Annotated in this window: 18 protein-coding genes and 1 tRNA gene; 13 read left to right on the top strand and 6 right to left on the bottom strand. The window is 63.7% G+C overall.

Annotated features, from left to right (window positions below; translation table 11 throughout):
- Window positions 1-1,407 (top strand): tail fiber domain-containing protein (locus tag VMR03_RS14880; protein ID WP_325406579.1); only part of this gene is annotated, 1,407 nt, incomplete at its 5' end.
- A 14-nt stretch (window positions 1,408-1,421) separates the two neighbouring features.
- Here the strand turns inward: VMR03_RS14880 and VMR03_RS14885 are convergent.
- On the bottom strand, window positions 1,422-1,601 hold the full coding sequence (locus VMR03_RS14885) for a hypothetical protein (protein ID WP_325406581.1): 180 nt from the start codon (window positions 1,599-1,601) through the stop codon (window positions 1,422-1,424).
- A 61-nt stretch (window positions 1,602-1,662) separates the two neighbouring features.
- Between VMR03_RS14885 and VMR03_RS14890 the strand changes: the two genes are divergently transcribed.
- Genes VMR03_RS14890 through VMR03_RS14915 form a run of 6 tightly spaced genes read left to right on the top strand, consistent with a single transcriptional unit; the run spans window position 1,663 to window position 3,978 of the window.
- Window positions 1,663-1,899, top strand: a complete 237-nt coding sequence (locus VMR03_RS14890; protein WP_325406583.1) for a hypothetical protein — start codon at window positions 1,663-1,665, stop codon at window positions 1,897-1,899.
- A gap of 2 nt (window positions 1,900-1,901) precedes the next feature.
- Window positions 1,902-2,438, top strand: coding sequence for a hypothetical protein (locus tag VMR03_RS14895; RefSeq protein ID WP_325406585.1), 537 nt, complete (start codon window positions 1,902-1,904; stop codon window positions 2,436-2,438).
- Between the two features lie 14 nt (window positions 2,439-2,452).
- On the top strand, window positions 2,453-2,782 hold the full coding sequence (locus tag VMR03_RS14900; protein ID WP_325406587.1) for a hypothetical protein: 330 nt from the start codon (window positions 2,453-2,455) through the stop codon (window positions 2,780-2,782).
- Entirely contained in the window at window positions 2,782-3,051 is a 270-nt protein-coding gene (locus VMR03_RS14905) for a hypothetical protein (protein WP_325406589.1), read from the top strand. Before VMR03_RS14900 ends, VMR03_RS14905 begins: the two co-directional genes overlap by 1 nt.
- Window positions 3,035-3,511 (top strand): lysozyme, encoded by a 477-nt coding sequence (locus tag VMR03_RS14910; RefSeq protein WP_325406591.1) that lies wholly within the window; start codon window positions 3,035-3,037, stop codon window positions 3,509-3,511. Before VMR03_RS14905 ends, VMR03_RS14910 begins: the two co-directional genes overlap by 17 nt.
- Window positions 3,508-3,978, top strand: a complete 471-nt coding sequence (locus VMR03_RS14915) for a lysis system i-spanin subunit Rz (RefSeq protein ID WP_325406593.1) — start codon at window positions 3,508-3,510, stop codon at window positions 3,976-3,978. The genes VMR03_RS14910 and VMR03_RS14915 overlap by 4 nt, the downstream gene beginning before the upstream one ends.
- A 181-nt stretch (window positions 3,979-4,159) precedes the next feature.
- On the opposite strand, the gene VMR03_RS14920 is transcribed toward VMR03_RS14915, so the two are convergent.
- The 3 genes from VMR03_RS14920 to VMR03_RS14930 all read right to left on the bottom strand — a co-directional run bounded on the left by VMR03_RS14920 (window position 4,160) and on the right by VMR03_RS14930 (window position 5,835).
- A tRNA-Val gene (locus VMR03_RS14920) sits at window positions 4,160-4,235 on the bottom strand.
- 260 nt (window positions 4,236-4,495) lie between these two features.
- Complete coding sequence (locus VMR03_RS14925) at window positions 4,496-5,227, bottom strand: HAD family hydrolase (RefSeq protein WP_325406595.1); 732 nt, start codon at window positions 5,225-5,227, stop codon at window positions 4,496-4,498.
- A gap of 5 nt (window positions 5,228-5,232) precedes the next feature.
- A complete protein-coding gene (locus VMR03_RS14930) occupies window positions 5,233-5,835 on the bottom strand; it encodes a GNAT family protein (protein WP_325406597.1) in 603 nt (200 codons plus the stop codon).
- Between the two features lie 100 nt (window positions 5,836-5,935).
- Here VMR03_RS14930 and VMR03_RS14935 point away from each other — a divergent pair, with 100 nt between their 5' ends.
- The gene (locus VMR03_RS14935) at window positions 5,936-6,430 is read left to right on the top strand and encodes a GNAT family N-acetyltransferase (protein ID WP_325406599.1); all 495 of its coding nucleotides are present in this window, start codon (window positions 5,936-5,938) and stop codon (window positions 6,428-6,430) included.
- On the opposite strand, the gene VMR03_RS14940 is transcribed toward VMR03_RS14935, so the two are convergent.
- Window positions 6,427-7,569: a M14 family metallopeptidase gene (locus tag VMR03_RS14940; protein WP_325406601.1), complete on the bottom strand. Its 1,143-nt coding sequence runs from the start codon at window positions 7,567-7,569 to the stop codon at window positions 6,427-6,429. The genes VMR03_RS14935 and VMR03_RS14940 overlap by 4 nt on opposite strands.
- Window positions 7,570-7,711: 142 nt before the next feature.
- Here VMR03_RS14940 and VMR03_RS14945 point away from each other — a divergent pair, with 142 nt between their 5' ends.
- The 5 genes from VMR03_RS14945 to VMR03_RS14965 all read left to right on the top strand — a co-directional run bounded on the left by VMR03_RS14945 (window position 7,712) and on the right by VMR03_RS14965 (window position 13,839).
- On the top strand, window positions 7,712-9,172 hold the full coding sequence (locus tag VMR03_RS14945) for an NAD-dependent succinate-semialdehyde dehydrogenase (protein WP_325406603.1): 1,461 nt from the start codon (window positions 7,712-7,714) through the stop codon (window positions 9,170-9,172).
- A gap of 4 nt (window positions 9,173-9,176) precedes the next feature.
- Complete coding sequence (gene rpiA, locus VMR03_RS14950) at window positions 9,177-9,875, top strand: ribose-5-phosphate isomerase RpiA (RefSeq protein WP_325406605.1); 699 nt, start codon at window positions 9,177-9,179, stop codon at window positions 9,873-9,875.
- A 174-nt stretch (window positions 9,876-10,049) separates the two neighbouring features.
- Window positions 10,050-11,426 (top strand): glutathione-disulfide reductase, encoded by a 1,377-nt coding sequence (gene gor, locus VMR03_RS14955; RefSeq protein ID WP_325406607.1) that lies wholly within the window; start codon window positions 10,050-10,052, stop codon window positions 11,424-11,426.
- 221 nt (window positions 11,427-11,647) lie between these two features.
- Window positions 11,648-12,274, top strand: coding sequence for a hypothetical protein (locus tag VMR03_RS14960; protein ID WP_325406609.1), 627 nt, complete (start codon window positions 11,648-11,650; stop codon window positions 12,272-12,274).
- A 182-nt stretch (window positions 12,275-12,456) separates the two neighbouring features.
- Window positions 12,457-13,839 (top strand): class II 3-deoxy-7-phosphoheptulonate synthase, encoded by a 1,383-nt coding sequence (locus tag VMR03_RS14965; RefSeq protein ID WP_325406611.1) that lies wholly within the window; start codon window positions 12,457-12,459, stop codon window positions 13,837-13,839.
- A 184-nt stretch (window positions 13,840-14,023) separates the two neighbouring features.
- On the opposite strand, the gene VMR03_RS14970 is transcribed toward VMR03_RS14965, so the two are convergent.
- Window positions 14,024-14,809, bottom strand: a 786-nt coding sequence (locus VMR03_RS14970) for an NADP-dependent oxidoreductase (protein ID WP_325406613.1), incomplete at its 5' end; no start/stop codon positions are given.

Below are 14,809 nucleotides of genomic sequence, written 5' to 3' on the forward strand. Positions count from 1 at the left end.
GCGCTCGCCGTCCTTGGTCTTTCCAGCCTGGGCGCGGACGATCCTGCAGGTTTCTGGCAAATCGAAAGCGACGCCATTGCGCTCTCGACGACATGGCATACCGATTTCGGCAGCTTTCACACGCGCCTGCGCGCGGAGACGTGGTGGCCCTACAACAAACCCATCGTGCTCATGGGGCCGAGCATTCTCTACTCCGCCGACGTCACGGCGGGCAACGACTACGTGAAGGCGGCATGCGAGCTCGATCCGGGTTGCCGCCTTTTCGTGTTCACCGGACTCCTACCGGTCGCCTATTGGGACGCGACCAATACCTACATCCACGGGAATGCATCTGGATATTGGGCGGCCGGTGAAATGTGCATCGCGCGCTGGGCCGAAGGCGTCGGTCGCGGCAATCTCGGCGGGGTGACGGTATCGCCGACGACGCAGAACGTCCGTGTCGGCCCGGGTGTGCCGGGTGCCTATAGATTCGAGGTCTACACTTCGCAATCCGCGGCGACGAAGGGGCGCGTCTCAAACCCCAGCACTAATAGCGCGGCGACCGCCGAGCAGGAAGTCGAGAGCAGCGGCGGCTTGCTGGCGCTGCGTTCGTTCTCGTCCGCCAACGACCTTATTCCAAATCAGGCGATCATCTCATGGGGCGGGTCGGCCAACCTGAACATTCAGGCCAACGGAGCGTCAGCCGGTATACTCTTCGCTGTCGGCGGTGTGAACCGGGTGCTCTTCGAAAGCGCAGGCAACGTTGTACCGTACGCCGACAATGCAATTTCGCTCGGAAAGTCCGGCGCGCGCTGGTCGGCGGTGTGGTCAAACAATGGCACGATCCAGACCTCAGACGCGCGCCAGAAGACCAATATTGCGTCTCTTGATGGTGCACTCTGCTGGGAGTTCATTACGCGGCTTAACCCGGTCGCGTATCAGTGGATTAGCGGACAGACCGTCGTGACGATCGAAGACGACCCCGACCATATGGTCGAAGAGCCGGTTGTCGAGGACATCGAGGTTGACGACTACGAGGTCGAATTCGCGGGCGGCGTCGCGATGCGCAAGGCCGTTCGGCGCGTGGTGACGCGCGAGGCGGTGGATACCTTTGCCGTCGTCGACGAGGCCGGTGAACAGGTGATCGAGGATGGAAGGCCGCTCTTCGTCCAACGCGTCCGCACCCGCCAGGTGCCAGCCAAGCGCGAGGTCCATACTTCACGCGCCGGCGTACGCATCCATCTGGGCCACCTCGCCCAAGAGGTGAAGGCGATCATGGACGACCTTGAAGTCGATTGGGCGCTCTATGTCGAGGACGCGGAGACCGGCGAGCTCGGCCTGCGACCGGAATATTTCATTCCGATCATCATCGCGGCGATGCAGTGGAAGTTCACGCAACTTGAAGCCCAGATCGGAGGGGGAGCGTGATAGGCCGCAGCCATTCACCAATCGCCGGGGATGCGATCCTGTTCGGCCTCTTCGTCGTCGGCACGGCGCTCGTCGGACGTCATGCGCCAGCGCTCGCCCCAGTACCACACGTTCAACAAAATCACCGCACCGAGGGCGGCGAGCAATAGAAGGGTCCCCGCCGGGGCGGTGATCGGTTGATCCAGAAGAGCCATCGCCTGACACCCATTGCCGTTCAATCCTGAAACACTACCACCCTGGAAAGGAGTCTACAAAATGGCCGATACGAACGACATGAATGACGAAGTCCTGAAGACCACGGCGGAGTTCCGCCGCCTCGAATGGCTGATCTACGAGACCGGCACGGACGAGGAAAAGACCCTCATCACTTCGCTGCACGTCAAGTTCGGCAAATTCGCCAAGGCGTTCGACATCGAAGTGCCGCCGGCGGGCGACGACGTCCATCCCGAGGCGCTGGCCGCGTACCAGAAGCTCGCCGATGGCGGGAAATGACGATGCCGAGCGCACTGGCGATGGCGTATTTCATGGCGCTGGTGGCCGGCGCCGTCATCGCCTGCGTCTTCGGCCGCAAGAGCGAGCGGGTCATGATGGGGCTGGTCTTCCTCGAATGGGGGCTGACCTATCCGACCTGGCTCTGGGCGACGAGCACCGGGCACGGCGTCCCGGTGCTTCAATATCTCTGCATAGACGCCTTCGTCGCCTTGCTGATGATCGAGGCCTTCTCGCGGAAGGCATACTCGCGCGAATGGCAGTTGATCCTAATCCGTCTCGCGATCCTTCACGTCGTCGTGCATATGGCCTTCTTCCTCGGCGTGAGCTTCACGAACATTCCGCCGACGAACAGGCCGTATGCCGACCTCCTCACCTTCCTCGGATATCTGGAAATCTTCACCGTCTGCCGAGCGAGCATCAATCATGAGTGGCGTGGCCGGATCGACCCCGAAATGGCTCGCCATCCTTATCGCGCTCTCCTTTCCGGGATTATTGCTCTTCATCGTGGCGCGCATGGAAGCGGCCCGCGACCGACTTAAAAGGGGGAACCGCGATGCCGCCGAAGATGAAATTCCTGACTGAACATCTGCGACATGCCGTGCTCCCGTTGCCGGTCGTCGGCTTCTTCCTGACCATACTCTACGGCTTCGGCTATGTGGACATTCCGGCCTCGAAATCGGAGGTCGGAGAGCTGCGGGAGCGCGTGACAAAGCTCGAGGCGAGCCATGGCGACGTCGGGCGCGGGCTTCAGGATCTGAAGGAACAGAACGCCCGGCAGAGCCAGAAGCTCGACGATGTGAAGCAGAACGTAGATCGCCTCGTCGGCGCCCTGATCGACGGTGGGCTCAACCGGCACGCGCCGTCCAACTACAGGAAACAATAATGAAGCTTTCGGAGATTTGGGATCGCCTCAAGGATCGTCTCGTCGATGATGCGCGCGACGTCTGGAAATGGTGGAGCACATGGCTCTACCTCGCCATCGGCGTGGCGGGCGCGGTCGCGGTCGGGCTGCAAGCCATGCCACGGGAATTTCAGGACTGCGTCTCGATCAGCTTTCCGCGCTGGCTCGTCATCGGGATGTCCGTACTGGCGCTCCTTGGGCCGCTGGTGCGCGTCGTGAAGCAGGGGAGGAAAGATGGACCCGCAACTTAGAAAGCGCCTCACGGCTGCCGGTGCGGGCGCCGTGGCCCTTGCCGTGGCGACGGTCGGATATTTCGAGGGGACGAAGCCGACGCCCTATCTCGATCCCATCGGTATTCCGACTGTCTGCACCGGCCACACCGGCAATGTCGAGATGGGCCGAACCTATTCCAAGGCCGAATGCGATGCGCTGCTCGCCGGCGATCTCGGAAAGGCGTTCGCCGACGTGGCGCGCTGTACCCGCGTCAGGCTCGGCGAGCCGACGCGCGCGGCGCTGGCGAGCTTCGCTTTCAATGTCGGTGGCGGCGCATATTGCCGCTCGACGCTCGCCCGGCGGATTAACGCGGGCGAGGGCGCTCCGGCCTGCGACGAGCTTCTGCGCTTCGTCTATGCCGGCGGCAAGAAGCTTCCCGGCCTCGTGAAGCGCCGCGCGGCCGAACGCGAACTCTGCATCGAAGGATTCAGGTCATGACCCTCAACCCATGGGCGATCCTCGGCATCGTGCTTGGCGTCTTGTTCGTCGGCTTCATGGCTTATGAGCGCGGCTATGCCGAGGGCAATGCGGATCGGAAGGCGCTGACCGACGAAGCCGCCGTCGCAGCCAGCGAACAGGCGAGGGCAAAAGAACGCGGCCTGCAGGCGCAGATCGACGCGCTTTCGGCCCAACTGGAGAAAGAACGACATGAAAATGAAATTCGCGAGGCTGCTCTTCGCGCTGACGTTGCCGATGGCAAGCGCCGGCTGTCAGTCCGTGCAGCCTGTCCCGCTCGCGTGCCCGGCGATCCCGGCGCCGCCGGCAGTGGCGATGACGCCGCCGTCGAACTCGCTCCAGAAGCTCGACGCGCTTATTTCGATCTCCGAGCCGCCATCATCGCCGACGACCGCGCCTTGAGGGCATGTCAGGGATATGCGGCGGCCGTGAGCCTGCCTCCGAAGTAATCCGCCGGGCATGATGCCCGGCCGATAACGCCGCCGCGATCTCCTCCCCGCGAAGGCGTCTTGAGCCCCGCTGCCCTTACCCGGTGGCGGGGCTTTTTTCGTTTCTGTGCGCAATCTGTGACGGCGGTACGTCTGTACCAAAGGCACCCTGTGTCAAAATTCGGTAAGTGCTTGAAAAATATGGTGGGCGGTGACGGGTTCGAACCGCCGACCCCTGCGATGTGAACACAGTGCTCTACCAACTGAGCTAACCGCCCGCGCGCGCCCCGGGCGGCCTTGCGGCCTCTCCCGAGCGGGAGCCCGTCTATAAGCTTGGGGCAATCTCGAAGTCAAGGGACCTTGCGGCGGCCCGGATTTGCGGCCTTTTTCAGGCCGGTGAGCGCGCTAGGCTGGTTCTGCGGCATCGAGACCGCGAAAAGGGGCGGGCGGGGCGCGCTCCGGGCTTTGCGGTCTCGTTCCGGCGGGGGTGGAGCGGCGGATATCGAACTGGCCGATGGAGGTGGAATTTGAAGGTTCTCTAGCGCCAGCCGTCGAATTGCTCCGGCATCAGCGTCGCCAGCGCGCGGGGAAATTCGTCGAAATGGTCAATGACAATGTCGGCGCCGAGTTCCGTGACCGGATGCCGGGTATAGCCGAAGCTGACGCAGATCGAGGGCAGACCGGCATTTTTTGCGGCGTCGATGTCGGTTTCGCTGTCGCCAACCATGATCGTCGACCTGCGATCGCCGCCAAGGAGGCGGATCGCCTCGAAGAGATGTTCGGGATCCGGTTTCTTGACGGCCAGCGTATCGCCGCCGATCACAACCGGGAAATGCCGGTCGATGCCGAGCTTTTCGAGAAGCTGGCGCGACAGACGCTCGACCTTGTTGGTGCAGACGGCGAGCAGCACGTCGGCATCTTCGAGTCGTTGCAGCAACGGCGCAACACCTGGCCAGAGCTCCGTATGGTCGGCGATATGATCGCTGTAATACTCGATGAATTCCTCAAAGGTGCGGTCCAGCAGCTCTTCGCTCGCCGGGACGCCGGTTTCCCGGAAGCCGCGCTCAAGCAGGAGCCGCGCGCCGCCGCCTACCAGATGGCGTACCCGGGCCGCCGGCACCCGCTCGCGGCCATGACGCGTCAGCACGACGTTCATGGTTTCGCAGAGATCGCCGGCGGTGTCGGCGAGCGTACCGTCGAGATCGAAAAGCAGCGTGGGGCGAGGCATGAAGGACCGGGCGGCAGATTGGAGGTCCGGTCTGTCTCGCATGCGCCTCAGGCGCTGGCAAGCCTCTCTTCGAGGCGCGCTTTCACGTCCGGCCATTCCTCGCGGATGATCGAAAAGTAGACAGTGTCGCGCACATGCCCGTCCGGCAGAACCATGTGGCGGCGGAAGATGCCTTCTCGCACCGCGCCGAGCTTGGCGATCGCGGCCTGCGACCGCAAATTGCGCGCGTCCGTCTTCAGCTCGATGCGGTTAAGGCCGAGCGTCTCGAAGCCATGCGCGAGCAGCATCAGCTTGCAGGCAGGATTGACCCGACTGGCCCAGACGGCGGGTGCGTACCATGTGCCGCCGATCTCGACACGCAAATCATGGGTGGCAATGTTGAGGTAGCGCGTCGAGCCGACAAGCGCCCCATCGGCGAGAGTCCGCACCGCCCAGACCGCTTCACGGTTCTTCCGGTTGAGTTCGAGTGTCGTGTCGAACCAGGCGTGGAAACCCACGCCCCTTCCGTCATAGGGGAGATAGCGCCAGACGTCGGCTGTGTCGCTCGCGCGGGCGAGGCCCGCGCGGTGTTCCTCGATCAGAGGCTCGAGGCGCACGCCGGCTTCCTCCAGCGGAACGGCGGCGATGACGGGGGCGGAGGTATGGCTCATGGGGCGATTCCTTTCGCCGTTCTCATAAGCTCACGCTTCTCGACCGGAAAGGACCATTTTTCAATCGGCAGGGGTCCGCCTTTCCGCCATACTTTTCGACATGACCGTGCTCACGCGCTATCAGGTACGGATGGCTTGGCCGGATCAGGACGAAGACCTGATCGCGCGGCTGAAGATTATCTGCTGGCGCGAAGCCTATCCGGGCATTCTTCCTCAACCCATTCTCGACGACCTCAATCTCGGGCGCTCCATCGTCGAATGGACGCATGCCTTGCAGACGGGAATTGCCTGGATCGCCGAACAATCCGGTGGGCTTGTCGGTTTCGGACATGCGCGCGACAACGAGGTGACGACGCTTTACGTGCGGAAGATGGATCAGGGGCGGGGCGTCGGCCGCGAGTTGCTGCAGCACTGCTTTGACGAAATCGCCTGTCTCGGCCATGACGAAGCGCATCTTTGGGTGCTGGAGAAAAATATCAAGGCTCAGCGCTTCTACGAGCGCATGGGGGGCGTGGCGACGGCGCGGCGGCCCGTCGGCTTCTCTCGCTATCCGTGGATCGCGGAAGTGCGTTACGACTTCAGGCTACCCAGCTAGTCCGCCGCGCGGGCACGCTCCCGCTCCCAGTCGGCCATGCCGACTATCGTTTCGCGATAGCAGGCAAGCGCGTTGCGGATGACATTGTCGTGCCAGGATTGGCGGCGGGGCGCGTAATCGTCGCGGATTTCTTCGAGGAATCCTTTTGCCTCGGGCGCGTCTAGGCCGCCTTCAAAGCGCAGCCAGCGTTCGAGCAACGAGGCGCGGATCGTTTTGGCCGGGCTCGGCTTGTGGCGCGCGGAGCGGAATTCGACGACGGCGCCGGTGAGCCGCGCATGGGGCGCCAGCTGTTCTTCCAGTCCCCAGAACATGATGCCGCGCCTCGACGGGCGTTTCGATCCCCACATCGCATTGACGGTCGCGGGATCGAGCGCGTCCTCGCCCCACCAATGGGCGGCGCGTGCAAACTCCGCACCTCGCGGGTTTGAAAAGCAGAGATAGATCAACTCGCCGTCGCCCGCCGGCCCCGAGTGCCAATCGACGAAGGCGACGCGGCGCGCCTGGGCGAGTTCGGTCTCCGCGATACGGCGTAAGGTCAGGTTCGACCACTCGGGCTCAAGGCCGCCATAGTGATAGCCGTCGGGATGCGTGTATTGCCCGCGGCTGATCGCGTCCTCGAGTGCCCATTGGCCGTGCTTCTCGACGAAGCGCGCGCCGGCGGCGAGCATCTTCGACATCGCGGCATCGTCCAGCCGTTTCGGGCATAGAAACTTGTGCAATTCGTCGTAGAGCGGGTTGTCGGGATGAGGCGCCGCGTGATCGAGGAAATTGCGGTTGAGATCGACGTTGTTCTCCGTCCCGCGCAGGCCCCAGGCGAAGCCGAAAGGATTGACCGCATGGACGAGCAGCACGGCGGTGCGCGGCGGAAGGTCGCGGGGGCCGCAGGTCTCGATCCAGGCAAGCTGCGCGGCCGAACCGGCAAAGCCCTCGGCGCCATGTGTGCCGCTGGTGTTGAGAAGGACGGTTTCGGCGTCGGCGGGCCCGAACCAGGCCGTATCGAGGTAAAGCGGCGTTCCATGCGGGCCGCGCGCGGAGGGGTTTTCATATGAGACAATCCGGGCTTCCGCGCGGGCCGCCGCCTCGAGGAAGCGGGAGCGTGCGGTCTCGTAGGTTTCCGAGAAAAACAGGCTAGCGTCCATGGCCTTTCCGCTCTGCCCCTTTCCGCTCCAGCGTCCGAATGCTAACTAAAGAGGACGCCCCGGCGGTCCGCTCGACGCATCCGGCGTCAGTTTGAGCCCGACCCCATTCAATAAGCAAGCCGTCCCCCAAGGAGTTCCCGCCATGAAGCTTGCCGCGCGCCTCAAAGACCAGAGCCTATTGAAGACGCTTTGCTATATCGACGGAAAATGGGTGGGCGAGGGAGCGTCGCAAATCAAGGTCAACGACCCTGCGACCGACGAGGTCATTGCGACCGTGCCGTCGCTCGGCGCGGCCGAAACGCGCGAGGCGCTGAAGGCGGCCGAAAGGGCGCAGAAGGACTGGGCGAAGCGCCCGGCGAAGGAACGCGCCGCGATCCTGCGCCGCTGGTTCGATCTGATGATGGCCAATCAGGACGATCTCGGCGCGATCCTGACGGCCGAGCAGGGCAAACCGCTGGCTGAAGCCAAGGGCGAGATCGCCTATGCGGCGGCTTTCATCGAATATTACGGCGAGGAGGCCAAGCGCGTTTACGGCGCCATCGTTCCGTCGCCGCAGGCTGACCGGCAGATCGTGGTGCTGAAGCAACCCATCGGCGTCTGCGCGGCGATCACGCCATGGAATTTTCCGGCCGCGATGATCACGCGCAAGGCCGGGCCAGCGCTCGCCGCCGGTTGTGCGATGGTGGTGAAGCCCGCGTCGCAGACGCCGCTTTCCGCGCTGGCGCTTGCCGAACTCGCCGCGCGCGCGGGCGTTCCGGCGGGCGTCTTCAGCGTCGTCACCGGCAAGGCCAGCAAGATCGGCACCGAGATGACGACGAGCGAGATCGTGCGCAAGGTGACCTTCACCGGCTCGACCGAGATCGGCAAGAAGCTGATGGAGCAGTCGGCCTCGACCGTGAAGAAGGTGTCACTGGAACTCGGCGGCAATGCACCCTTCATCGTCTTCGACGACGCGGATATCGATGCCGCGGTCGAGGGCGCGATCGGTTCGAAATATCGCAACACCGGCCAGACCTGCATCTGCACCAACCGGTTCCTCGTGCAGGACAAGGTCTATGACGTCTTTGTCGAGAAGCTTGCTGCGAAGGTGAAGGCGATGAAGCAGGGCAGCGGCTTCGAGGAGGGCGTCACGCAGGGACCGCTCATCGACATGGCCGCCGTCGAAAAGGCCGAAGAGCATGTGGCCGACGCCCTGGCGAAGGGCGGCCGCGTCGTCATCGGCGGCAAACGGAGCGCGCTCGGTCATTCCTTCTACGAGCCGACGGTGATCGCCGACGCGAAACCTTCGATGAAGGTCGCGCAGGAAGAGACCTTCGGCCCGGTCGCACCGGTCTTCCGTTTCAAGACGGAGGAGGAAGCGATCTTGCTCGCCAACGACACACCGTTCGGCCTCGCGTCCTACTTCTACAGCCGCGACATCGGTCGCGTCTGGCGGGTCGCGCAGGCGCTCGAAGCCGGCCTCGTCGGCGTCAATGCGGGACTGATCTCGACAGAGGTCGCGCCCTTCGGCGGCTACAAGGAATCCGGGATCGGCCGCGAGGGCGGACCCTGGGGCATCGAGGAATTCCTCGAAGTGAAATATGTCGCAATGGCGGGGCTCTGAACGAATGACACCGGCCGAACAGAAGAAGGCGGCGGCCGCAAAGGCCGTCGAATTCGTCGAGGACGGAATGAAGCTCGGCATCGGCACGGGCTCGACCGCGGAGGAGTTCGTGCGCGTGCTCGCCGAGCGCGTGAAGGGCGGGCTGAACGTGATCGGCGTGCCGACGTCGGAGCGCACGGCGAAGCTCGCGACCGAGCTCGGCGTGAAGCTCACCAATCTCGACGACACGCCGCATCTCGATCTCACCATCGACGGCGCCGACGAGTTCGATCCGGCGCTCCGGCTCATCAAGGGCGGCGGCGGGGCGCTGCTGCGCGAGAAGATCGTGGCGACGTCGTCGGACCGGATGATCGTCATTACCGATGCGTCGAAAAAAGTCGCGATGCTGGGCGCTTTTCCGCTACCGATCGAAGTCATTCCCTTCGGAGCGGTGGCGACCGTCCGGCGCATCGCGGAAATCGCGAGCGCCTATGACTGCCACGGCAAGATCGCCCGGCGCGTCGATAGCTATGGCGAGCCCTTCCTGACGGATTCGAGCAACTTCATCTTCGATTGTCATTTCGGCCGCATTCCCGATGCGGATGCGCTGGCCCGCGAGCTGAACCTCATTCCGGGCGTCGTCGAGAGCGGATTGTTCATCGGCATCGCGACGATGGCCCTTGTGGGCACGGCGTCCGGTGTCGATATGATAGAGCCGAAGTAGGGTCTTTCCTCTCTAGCCCTCCCCCCTTGAGGGGGGTGGGAGGGGGGGAAGCGTCAAGGAAGAGTCTTTCGAAGAAGATCCGCACCCGATCAGCTTCGCTGATCGACCCCGGATCAAGTCCGGGGCAGGCCCTCCCCCTCAAGGGGGAGGTATAGGAAGGCGAGGCAGGAGCAGATGCCACAGACATACGACTACGACCTCTTCGTCATCGGTGCGGGCTCGGGCGGCGTGCGCGCCAGCCGCATCGCCGCGAACCACGGCGCGAAGGTCGCGGTCGCGGAGGAATACCGGGTCGGCGGGACTTGCGTCATTCGCGGCTGCGTACCGAAGAAACTCTTCGTCTATGCGAGCCAGTTCTCGGAAGAATTCGAGGATGCGGCGGGGTTCGGCTGGACGGTGGGTGAAACGAGCTTTTCATGGGAGAAGCTCATCGCCAACAAGGACCGCGAGATCGACCGGCTCAACGGCATTTATATTCGCAATCTCGACCGGGCGGGTGTGACGATCATCCAGTCGCGCGCGGTGCTGAAGGATGCGCATACGGTGCATCTCGTCGCGGAGGGCCGCGACGTGACGGCGGACAAGATCCTGATCGCGACGGGCGCCACGCCTTTCAAGCCCGAGAGTGTGCCCGGCATCGAACACGCGATCACGTCGAACGAGGCGTTCCATCTGGAGAGGCTACCGGAGCATGTGATCGTCGTCGGTGGCGGCTATATCGCCGTCGAGTTCGCCGGCATCTTCAACGGGCTAGGCGCGCAGACGGTGCTGCTCTATCGCCGCGACAGGATTTTGCGTGGCTTCGACGAGGATCTCCGGATCGGTCTGATGGAGGAGATGCCCAAGAAGGGTGTCGATCTCCGAACCAATGCCGACATCGCCTCCATCGAGCGCAAGGGCGGCAGGCTCCATGCGACGCTGAAGGACGGGTCGGTCATCGAGACGGATGCGATCATGTATGCGACCGGTCGTATGCCGCATTCGCGCGGTCTAGGCCTTGAAGAGCTCGGCGTCGAGATCAAAAAGAACGACGCGATCGAAGTCGACGCCTATTCACGGACCAGCGTTCCGAACATCTATGCGGTGGGCGACGTCACCGACCGGGCGGCCTTGACGCCGATCGCGATCCGCGAGGGGCAGGCCTTCGCCGAGACGGTCTTCAATGACAACCCGATTGCCGTCGATCATACGCTGATCCCGACTGCCGTGTTCTCGCAGCCGGAACTTGGGACGGTCGGGCTCACCGAACACGATGCGCGGGAGAAGTTCGGCGAGATCGACATCTACAAGACGAGCTTCCGGCCGATGAAGCACACCATGACCGGCCGGCATGAGCACACCTTCATGAAGCTCGTGGTCGATGCGAAGACCGACCGGGTGCTGGGCGTCCATCTGATGGGGCCGAGCTCGGGCGAAATCATCCAGGCGGTCGGCATCGCTGTTTCCATGGGAGCGACCAAGAAGCAGTTCGACGCCACTGTCGCGGTTCACCCGACGGCGGCGGAGGAGCTTGTGACGCTGAAGGAGAAGTGGGCTCCGCCTGCGTCCTGAAGGAACATCGCGGCTATAACATCTGTATACGTCACATTTATGCGATAGCGTGAGTTGCCGATTGCGTATTTTCTATTTCGTTCAATCTTCGTGTTAGCGGACGGAACGGAAATTGCCAGCGATCACAAAAGTCAACGAGACAATGGAATTGGCCGGGTGTCCTCTTTCGATCGCCCCGCCTGAAGTTCTGGCGGGGTTCGGTCAACAGAAGGATCATTCCCATGACCAGCTTCTTCAGCACTCTGCGCCTCGCCAGTACGGCGGCCTGCTTGTTCGCGGCGGCCCCTGCCTATGCCGACGAATTGCCCGGCGGCCTTGGGGGCCTCGGCGGCGGCGCCTTGCCGATTTCCGTCGATGTGACCCCGACCAGCCCGAGCGGCGACGTCAGCGTCTTTGGTAGCGTCGATTCACCCGGCGGCGGTGGAGGCATGACTGTCGCCGTGTCGCCACCTTCGTCCGGCGGTCTTCCAAGCCTGCCTGGTCTGCCAGACCTGCCAGGTGCGGGCGGCCTCCCGTCGCTTCCGGGTTTGCCGACCTTGCCGAACAGTCTTCCTTCTGGCGGACTTCCGAGCCTTCCGGGTGCTGACAGTCTTCCTTCGCTTCCGTCGCTGCCGGCCTTGCCGGTCAGCCTGCCATCCGGTGGTCTTCCGAGCCTGCCCGGGTTGCCGAGCGGCGGCGATCTTCCGTCGCTTCCGGGCCTCCCGAGCCTGCCCGGCGGCGACACCAGCATTTCGGGCGGCGCCGGCTCGCCCGCAGGCGGCGGTGTCCTGACCATCTCGGTCTCGCCGCCCTCGGCCGGGGGGCTTCCGTCGGTTCCCGGTTTGCCGAGCCTGCCGGTCGGCCTCTAAAGCACGGGGAATGTATAGAGGGGCGCAGCATGTCGGCCATGCTGCGCCTTTCGCCTCGTTGGGCGCGGGCTTCCCTCTGGAATGGTTGTAGACTATAAAACCCGGCTCCATATAGAAGGCGGGCCCGCGAGGCCGGGCGAAGGCCGTCCGGACGCGTATTCCCTCGGTTCGGAGCGACGATCATGGCGGAGAGCTGGACACCGGATAGCTGGCGGGCAAAACCCGCAAAGCATCTGCCCATTTACCCGGACGCGGCGGCCTTGCAGGCCGTCGAGGCCCGCTTGCGCTCTTATCCGCCGCTGGTTTTTGCAGGCGAGGCCCGCAATCTGAAGCGCGAGTTGGCGGATGTCTGCGAAGGCAAGGCCTTTCTGCTTCAGGGCGGCGACTGCGCCGAGAGCTTCGCCGAATTCTCCGCCGACAACATCCGCGACACCTTCCGCGTGCTGCTGCAGATGGCGGTCGTGCTGACCTTTGCCGCGGCGTCGCCCATCGTGAAGGTCGGCCGCATCGCCGGACAGTTCGCGAAGCCGCGTTCGGCGCCCGAAGAGACGATCGGCGGCGTGACGCTGCCGTCCTATCTCGGCGACAACATCAACGGCATCGAGTTCACGCATGAAGCGCGCGTGCCCGATCCCGAGCGGCTGCTGCGCGCCTATTCGCAATCGGCCTCGACGCTGAATCTCATCCGCGCTTTCGCGACCGGCGGCTATGCCGATCTCGATTTCGTGCATCGGTGGAATCTGGGTTTCGTTTCCGACAGCCCGGAAGGCGCGCGCTATGAGGAACTGGCGAACCGCATCACCGAGGCGCTCGACTTCATGCGCGCCTGCGGCGTCAATTCCTCGACGTTGCCGCAGCTCCATACGACGGAGTTCTACACGAGCCACGAGGCGCTGCTGCTCGGCTACGAGCAGGCGATGACGCGCGTCGACTCGACCACGGGCGACTGGTACGACACCTCCGCCCACATGCTCTGGATCGGCGACCGTACGCGCCAGCCCGATCACGGCCATGTCGAGTTCCTGCGCGGCGTCAAGAATCCGATCGGGATGAAGTGCGGGCCCTCGCTCGATCCGGACGAGCTGATCCGCCTCACGGACATTCTCAACCCGAAGAACGAGCCGGGACGCCTCACGCTCATCTGCCGTTTCGGCGCGGACAAGGTCGAGAAGCACCTGCCGGCGCTCATTCATGCGATCAAGCGCGAAGGCAAGAAGGTCGTCTGGTCGAGCGATCCGATGCATGGCAACACGATCAAGGCGTCGAACGGCTACAAGACGCGGCCGGTCGACCGCGTGCTCGCGGAAGTGCAGGCCTTCATGGCCGTGCATCGCGCCGAGGGCACGCATGCGGGCGGCGTCCATTTCGAGATGACCGGCCAGAACGTCACCGAATGCCTCGGCGGCGCGCAGGCGATCACCGAAACCGATCTCGGCGACCGCTACCACACGCATTGCGACCCGCGCCTCAATGCGAGCCAGGCGCTGGAACTTGCCTTCCTCGTGGCCGAAGGGCTGAAGAAGGAACGCGTCAACGCACAGAAGCTGGCGGTCGGCGCACGCTGATCTGCGGATACGGATGAAATGAAAAGGCCCGGTGGAAACGCTGGGCCTTTTTTGTGGGGCCTCGCCCTTCGAGACGCGCCTCTTCAAGGCGCTCCTCAGGGTGAGGATGGATTCAGAATAGCTCCTCACCCTGAGGAGCGGAGCGAAGCGCCGCGTCTCGAAGGGCGAGGCCGAAGCCGAAGGCTCAGCTCACCCTGATGAGCCGCCGCCCCAGATTTTCGCCTTCAAACAACCCGATGAAAGCTGCCGCCGAATTTTCAAGCCCTTCGGAAATATCTTCCGTGTAGACGAGCTTGCCGTCGTGAATCCAGCCGGCCATTTCCGTCTGCGCGGCGCGAAAATCCTTGAAGTAATCGAAGACGACGAGACCTTCCATGCGCAGGCGATGGGTGATGAAGCGCGTCACATTGCGGATGCCGTGAAGCTCGCCTTCGGCGCGGTTGTATTCGCTGACCTGGCCGGAGACGACGATGCGGCCATGCTCCTTCATGTTGAGGATCGCGGCGTCGAGCATTTCCGCGCCGACATTGTCGAAATAGATGTCGATACCGCCGGGACAGGTTTCGGCGATGGCGCCGCGGAGGTCGGCCACTTCGCGGTAGTCGATCGCGCGATCGAAGCCAAGGCTCCGCACGTAATCGCATTTGGTCTTCGAGCCGGCGATGCCGACGACTGTGCAGCCTTTCATCTTCGCAATCTGGCCTGCCGTCGCGCCGACGGGACCGGCGGCCGACGAGATCAGCACCGTGTCGCCTTCCTTCGGCTGTCCAAGATCGAGCAGGCCGAAATAGGAGGTGAGGCCCGGAATGCCGAGGACGCCGATGGCGGCCGTCGGACGGAGCTTTCCGTGATAGAGCGCGGGATCGAGCTTCTGGATGCCGCGTCCGTTCGAAAGCGCGTGGCTGGCCCAGCCGAAGCCGCCCGTCACACGATCGCCCGGCTTGAACTTTTCATTATTGGAAATCTCGAC

It is taken from the genome of Parvibaculum sp., assembly GCF_035511255.1.
Taxonomy (GTDB): domain Bacteria; phylum Pseudomonadota; class Alphaproteobacteria; order Parvibaculales; family Parvibaculaceae; genus Parvibaculum.

What these genes read in the sequence shown, in the direction of transcription:
- VMR03_RS14925 (WP_325406595.1), bottom strand. Translation starts at nt 5,227, where the DNA reads ATGCGAGACAGACCGGACCTCCAATCTGCCGCCCGGTCCTTCATGCCT.
- VMR03_RS14895 (WP_325406585.1), top strand. Translation starts at nt 1,902, where the DNA reads ATGCCGAGCGCACTGGCGATGGCGTATTTCATGGCGCTGGTGGCCGGC.
- gor (WP_325406607.1), top strand. Translation starts at nt 10,050, where the DNA reads ATGCCACAGACATACGACTACGACCTCTTCGTCATCGGTGCGGGCTCG.
- rpiA (WP_325406605.1), top strand. Translation starts at nt 9,177, where the DNA reads ATGACACCGGCCGAACAGAAGAAGGCGGCGGCCGCAAAGGCCGTCGAA.
- VMR03_RS14910 (WP_325406591.1), top strand. Translation starts at nt 3,035, where the DNA reads ATGGACCCGCAACTTAGAAAGCGCCTCACGGCTGCCGGTGCGGGCGCC.
- VMR03_RS14915 (WP_325406593.1), top strand. Translation starts at nt 3,508, where the DNA reads ATGACCCTCAACCCATGGGCGATCCTCGGCATCGTGCTTGGCGTCTTG.
- VMR03_RS14890 (WP_325406583.1), top strand. Translation starts at nt 1,663, where the DNA reads ATGGCCGATACGAACGACATGAATGACGAAGTCCTGAAGACCACGGCG.
- VMR03_RS14905 (WP_325406589.1), top strand. Translation starts at nt 2,782, where the DNA reads ATGAAGCTTTCGGAGATTTGGGATCGCCTCAAGGATCGTCTCGTCGAT.
- VMR03_RS14940 (WP_325406601.1), bottom strand. Translation starts at nt 7,569, where the DNA reads ATGGACGCTAGCCTGTTTTTCTCGGAAACCTACGAGACCGCACGCTCC.
- VMR03_RS14900 (WP_325406587.1), top strand. Translation starts at nt 2,453, where the DNA reads ATGCCGCCGAAGATGAAATTCCTGACTGAACATCTGCGACATGCCGTG.
- VMR03_RS14935 (WP_325406599.1), top strand. Translation starts at nt 5,936, where the DNA reads ATGACCGTGCTCACGCGCTATCAGGTACGGATGGCTTGGCCGGATCAG.
- VMR03_RS14965 (WP_325406611.1), top strand. Translation starts at nt 12,457, where the DNA reads ATGGCGGAGAGCTGGACACCGGATAGCTGGCGGGCAAAACCCGCAAAG.
- VMR03_RS14945 (WP_325406603.1), top strand. Translation starts at nt 7,712, where the DNA reads ATGAAGCTTGCCGCGCGCCTCAAAGACCAGAGCCTATTGAAGACGCTT.
- VMR03_RS14960 (WP_325406609.1), top strand. Translation starts at nt 11,648, where the DNA reads ATGACCAGCTTCTTCAGCACTCTGCGCCTCGCCAGTACGGCGGCCTGC.
- VMR03_RS14930 (WP_325406597.1), bottom strand. Translation starts at nt 5,835, where the DNA reads ATGAGCCATACCTCCGCCCCCGTCATCGCCGCCGTTCCGCTGGAGGAA.
- VMR03_RS14885 (WP_325406581.1), bottom strand. Translation starts at nt 1,601, where the DNA reads ATGGCTCTTCTGGATCAACCGATCACCGCCCCGGCGGGGACCCTTCTA.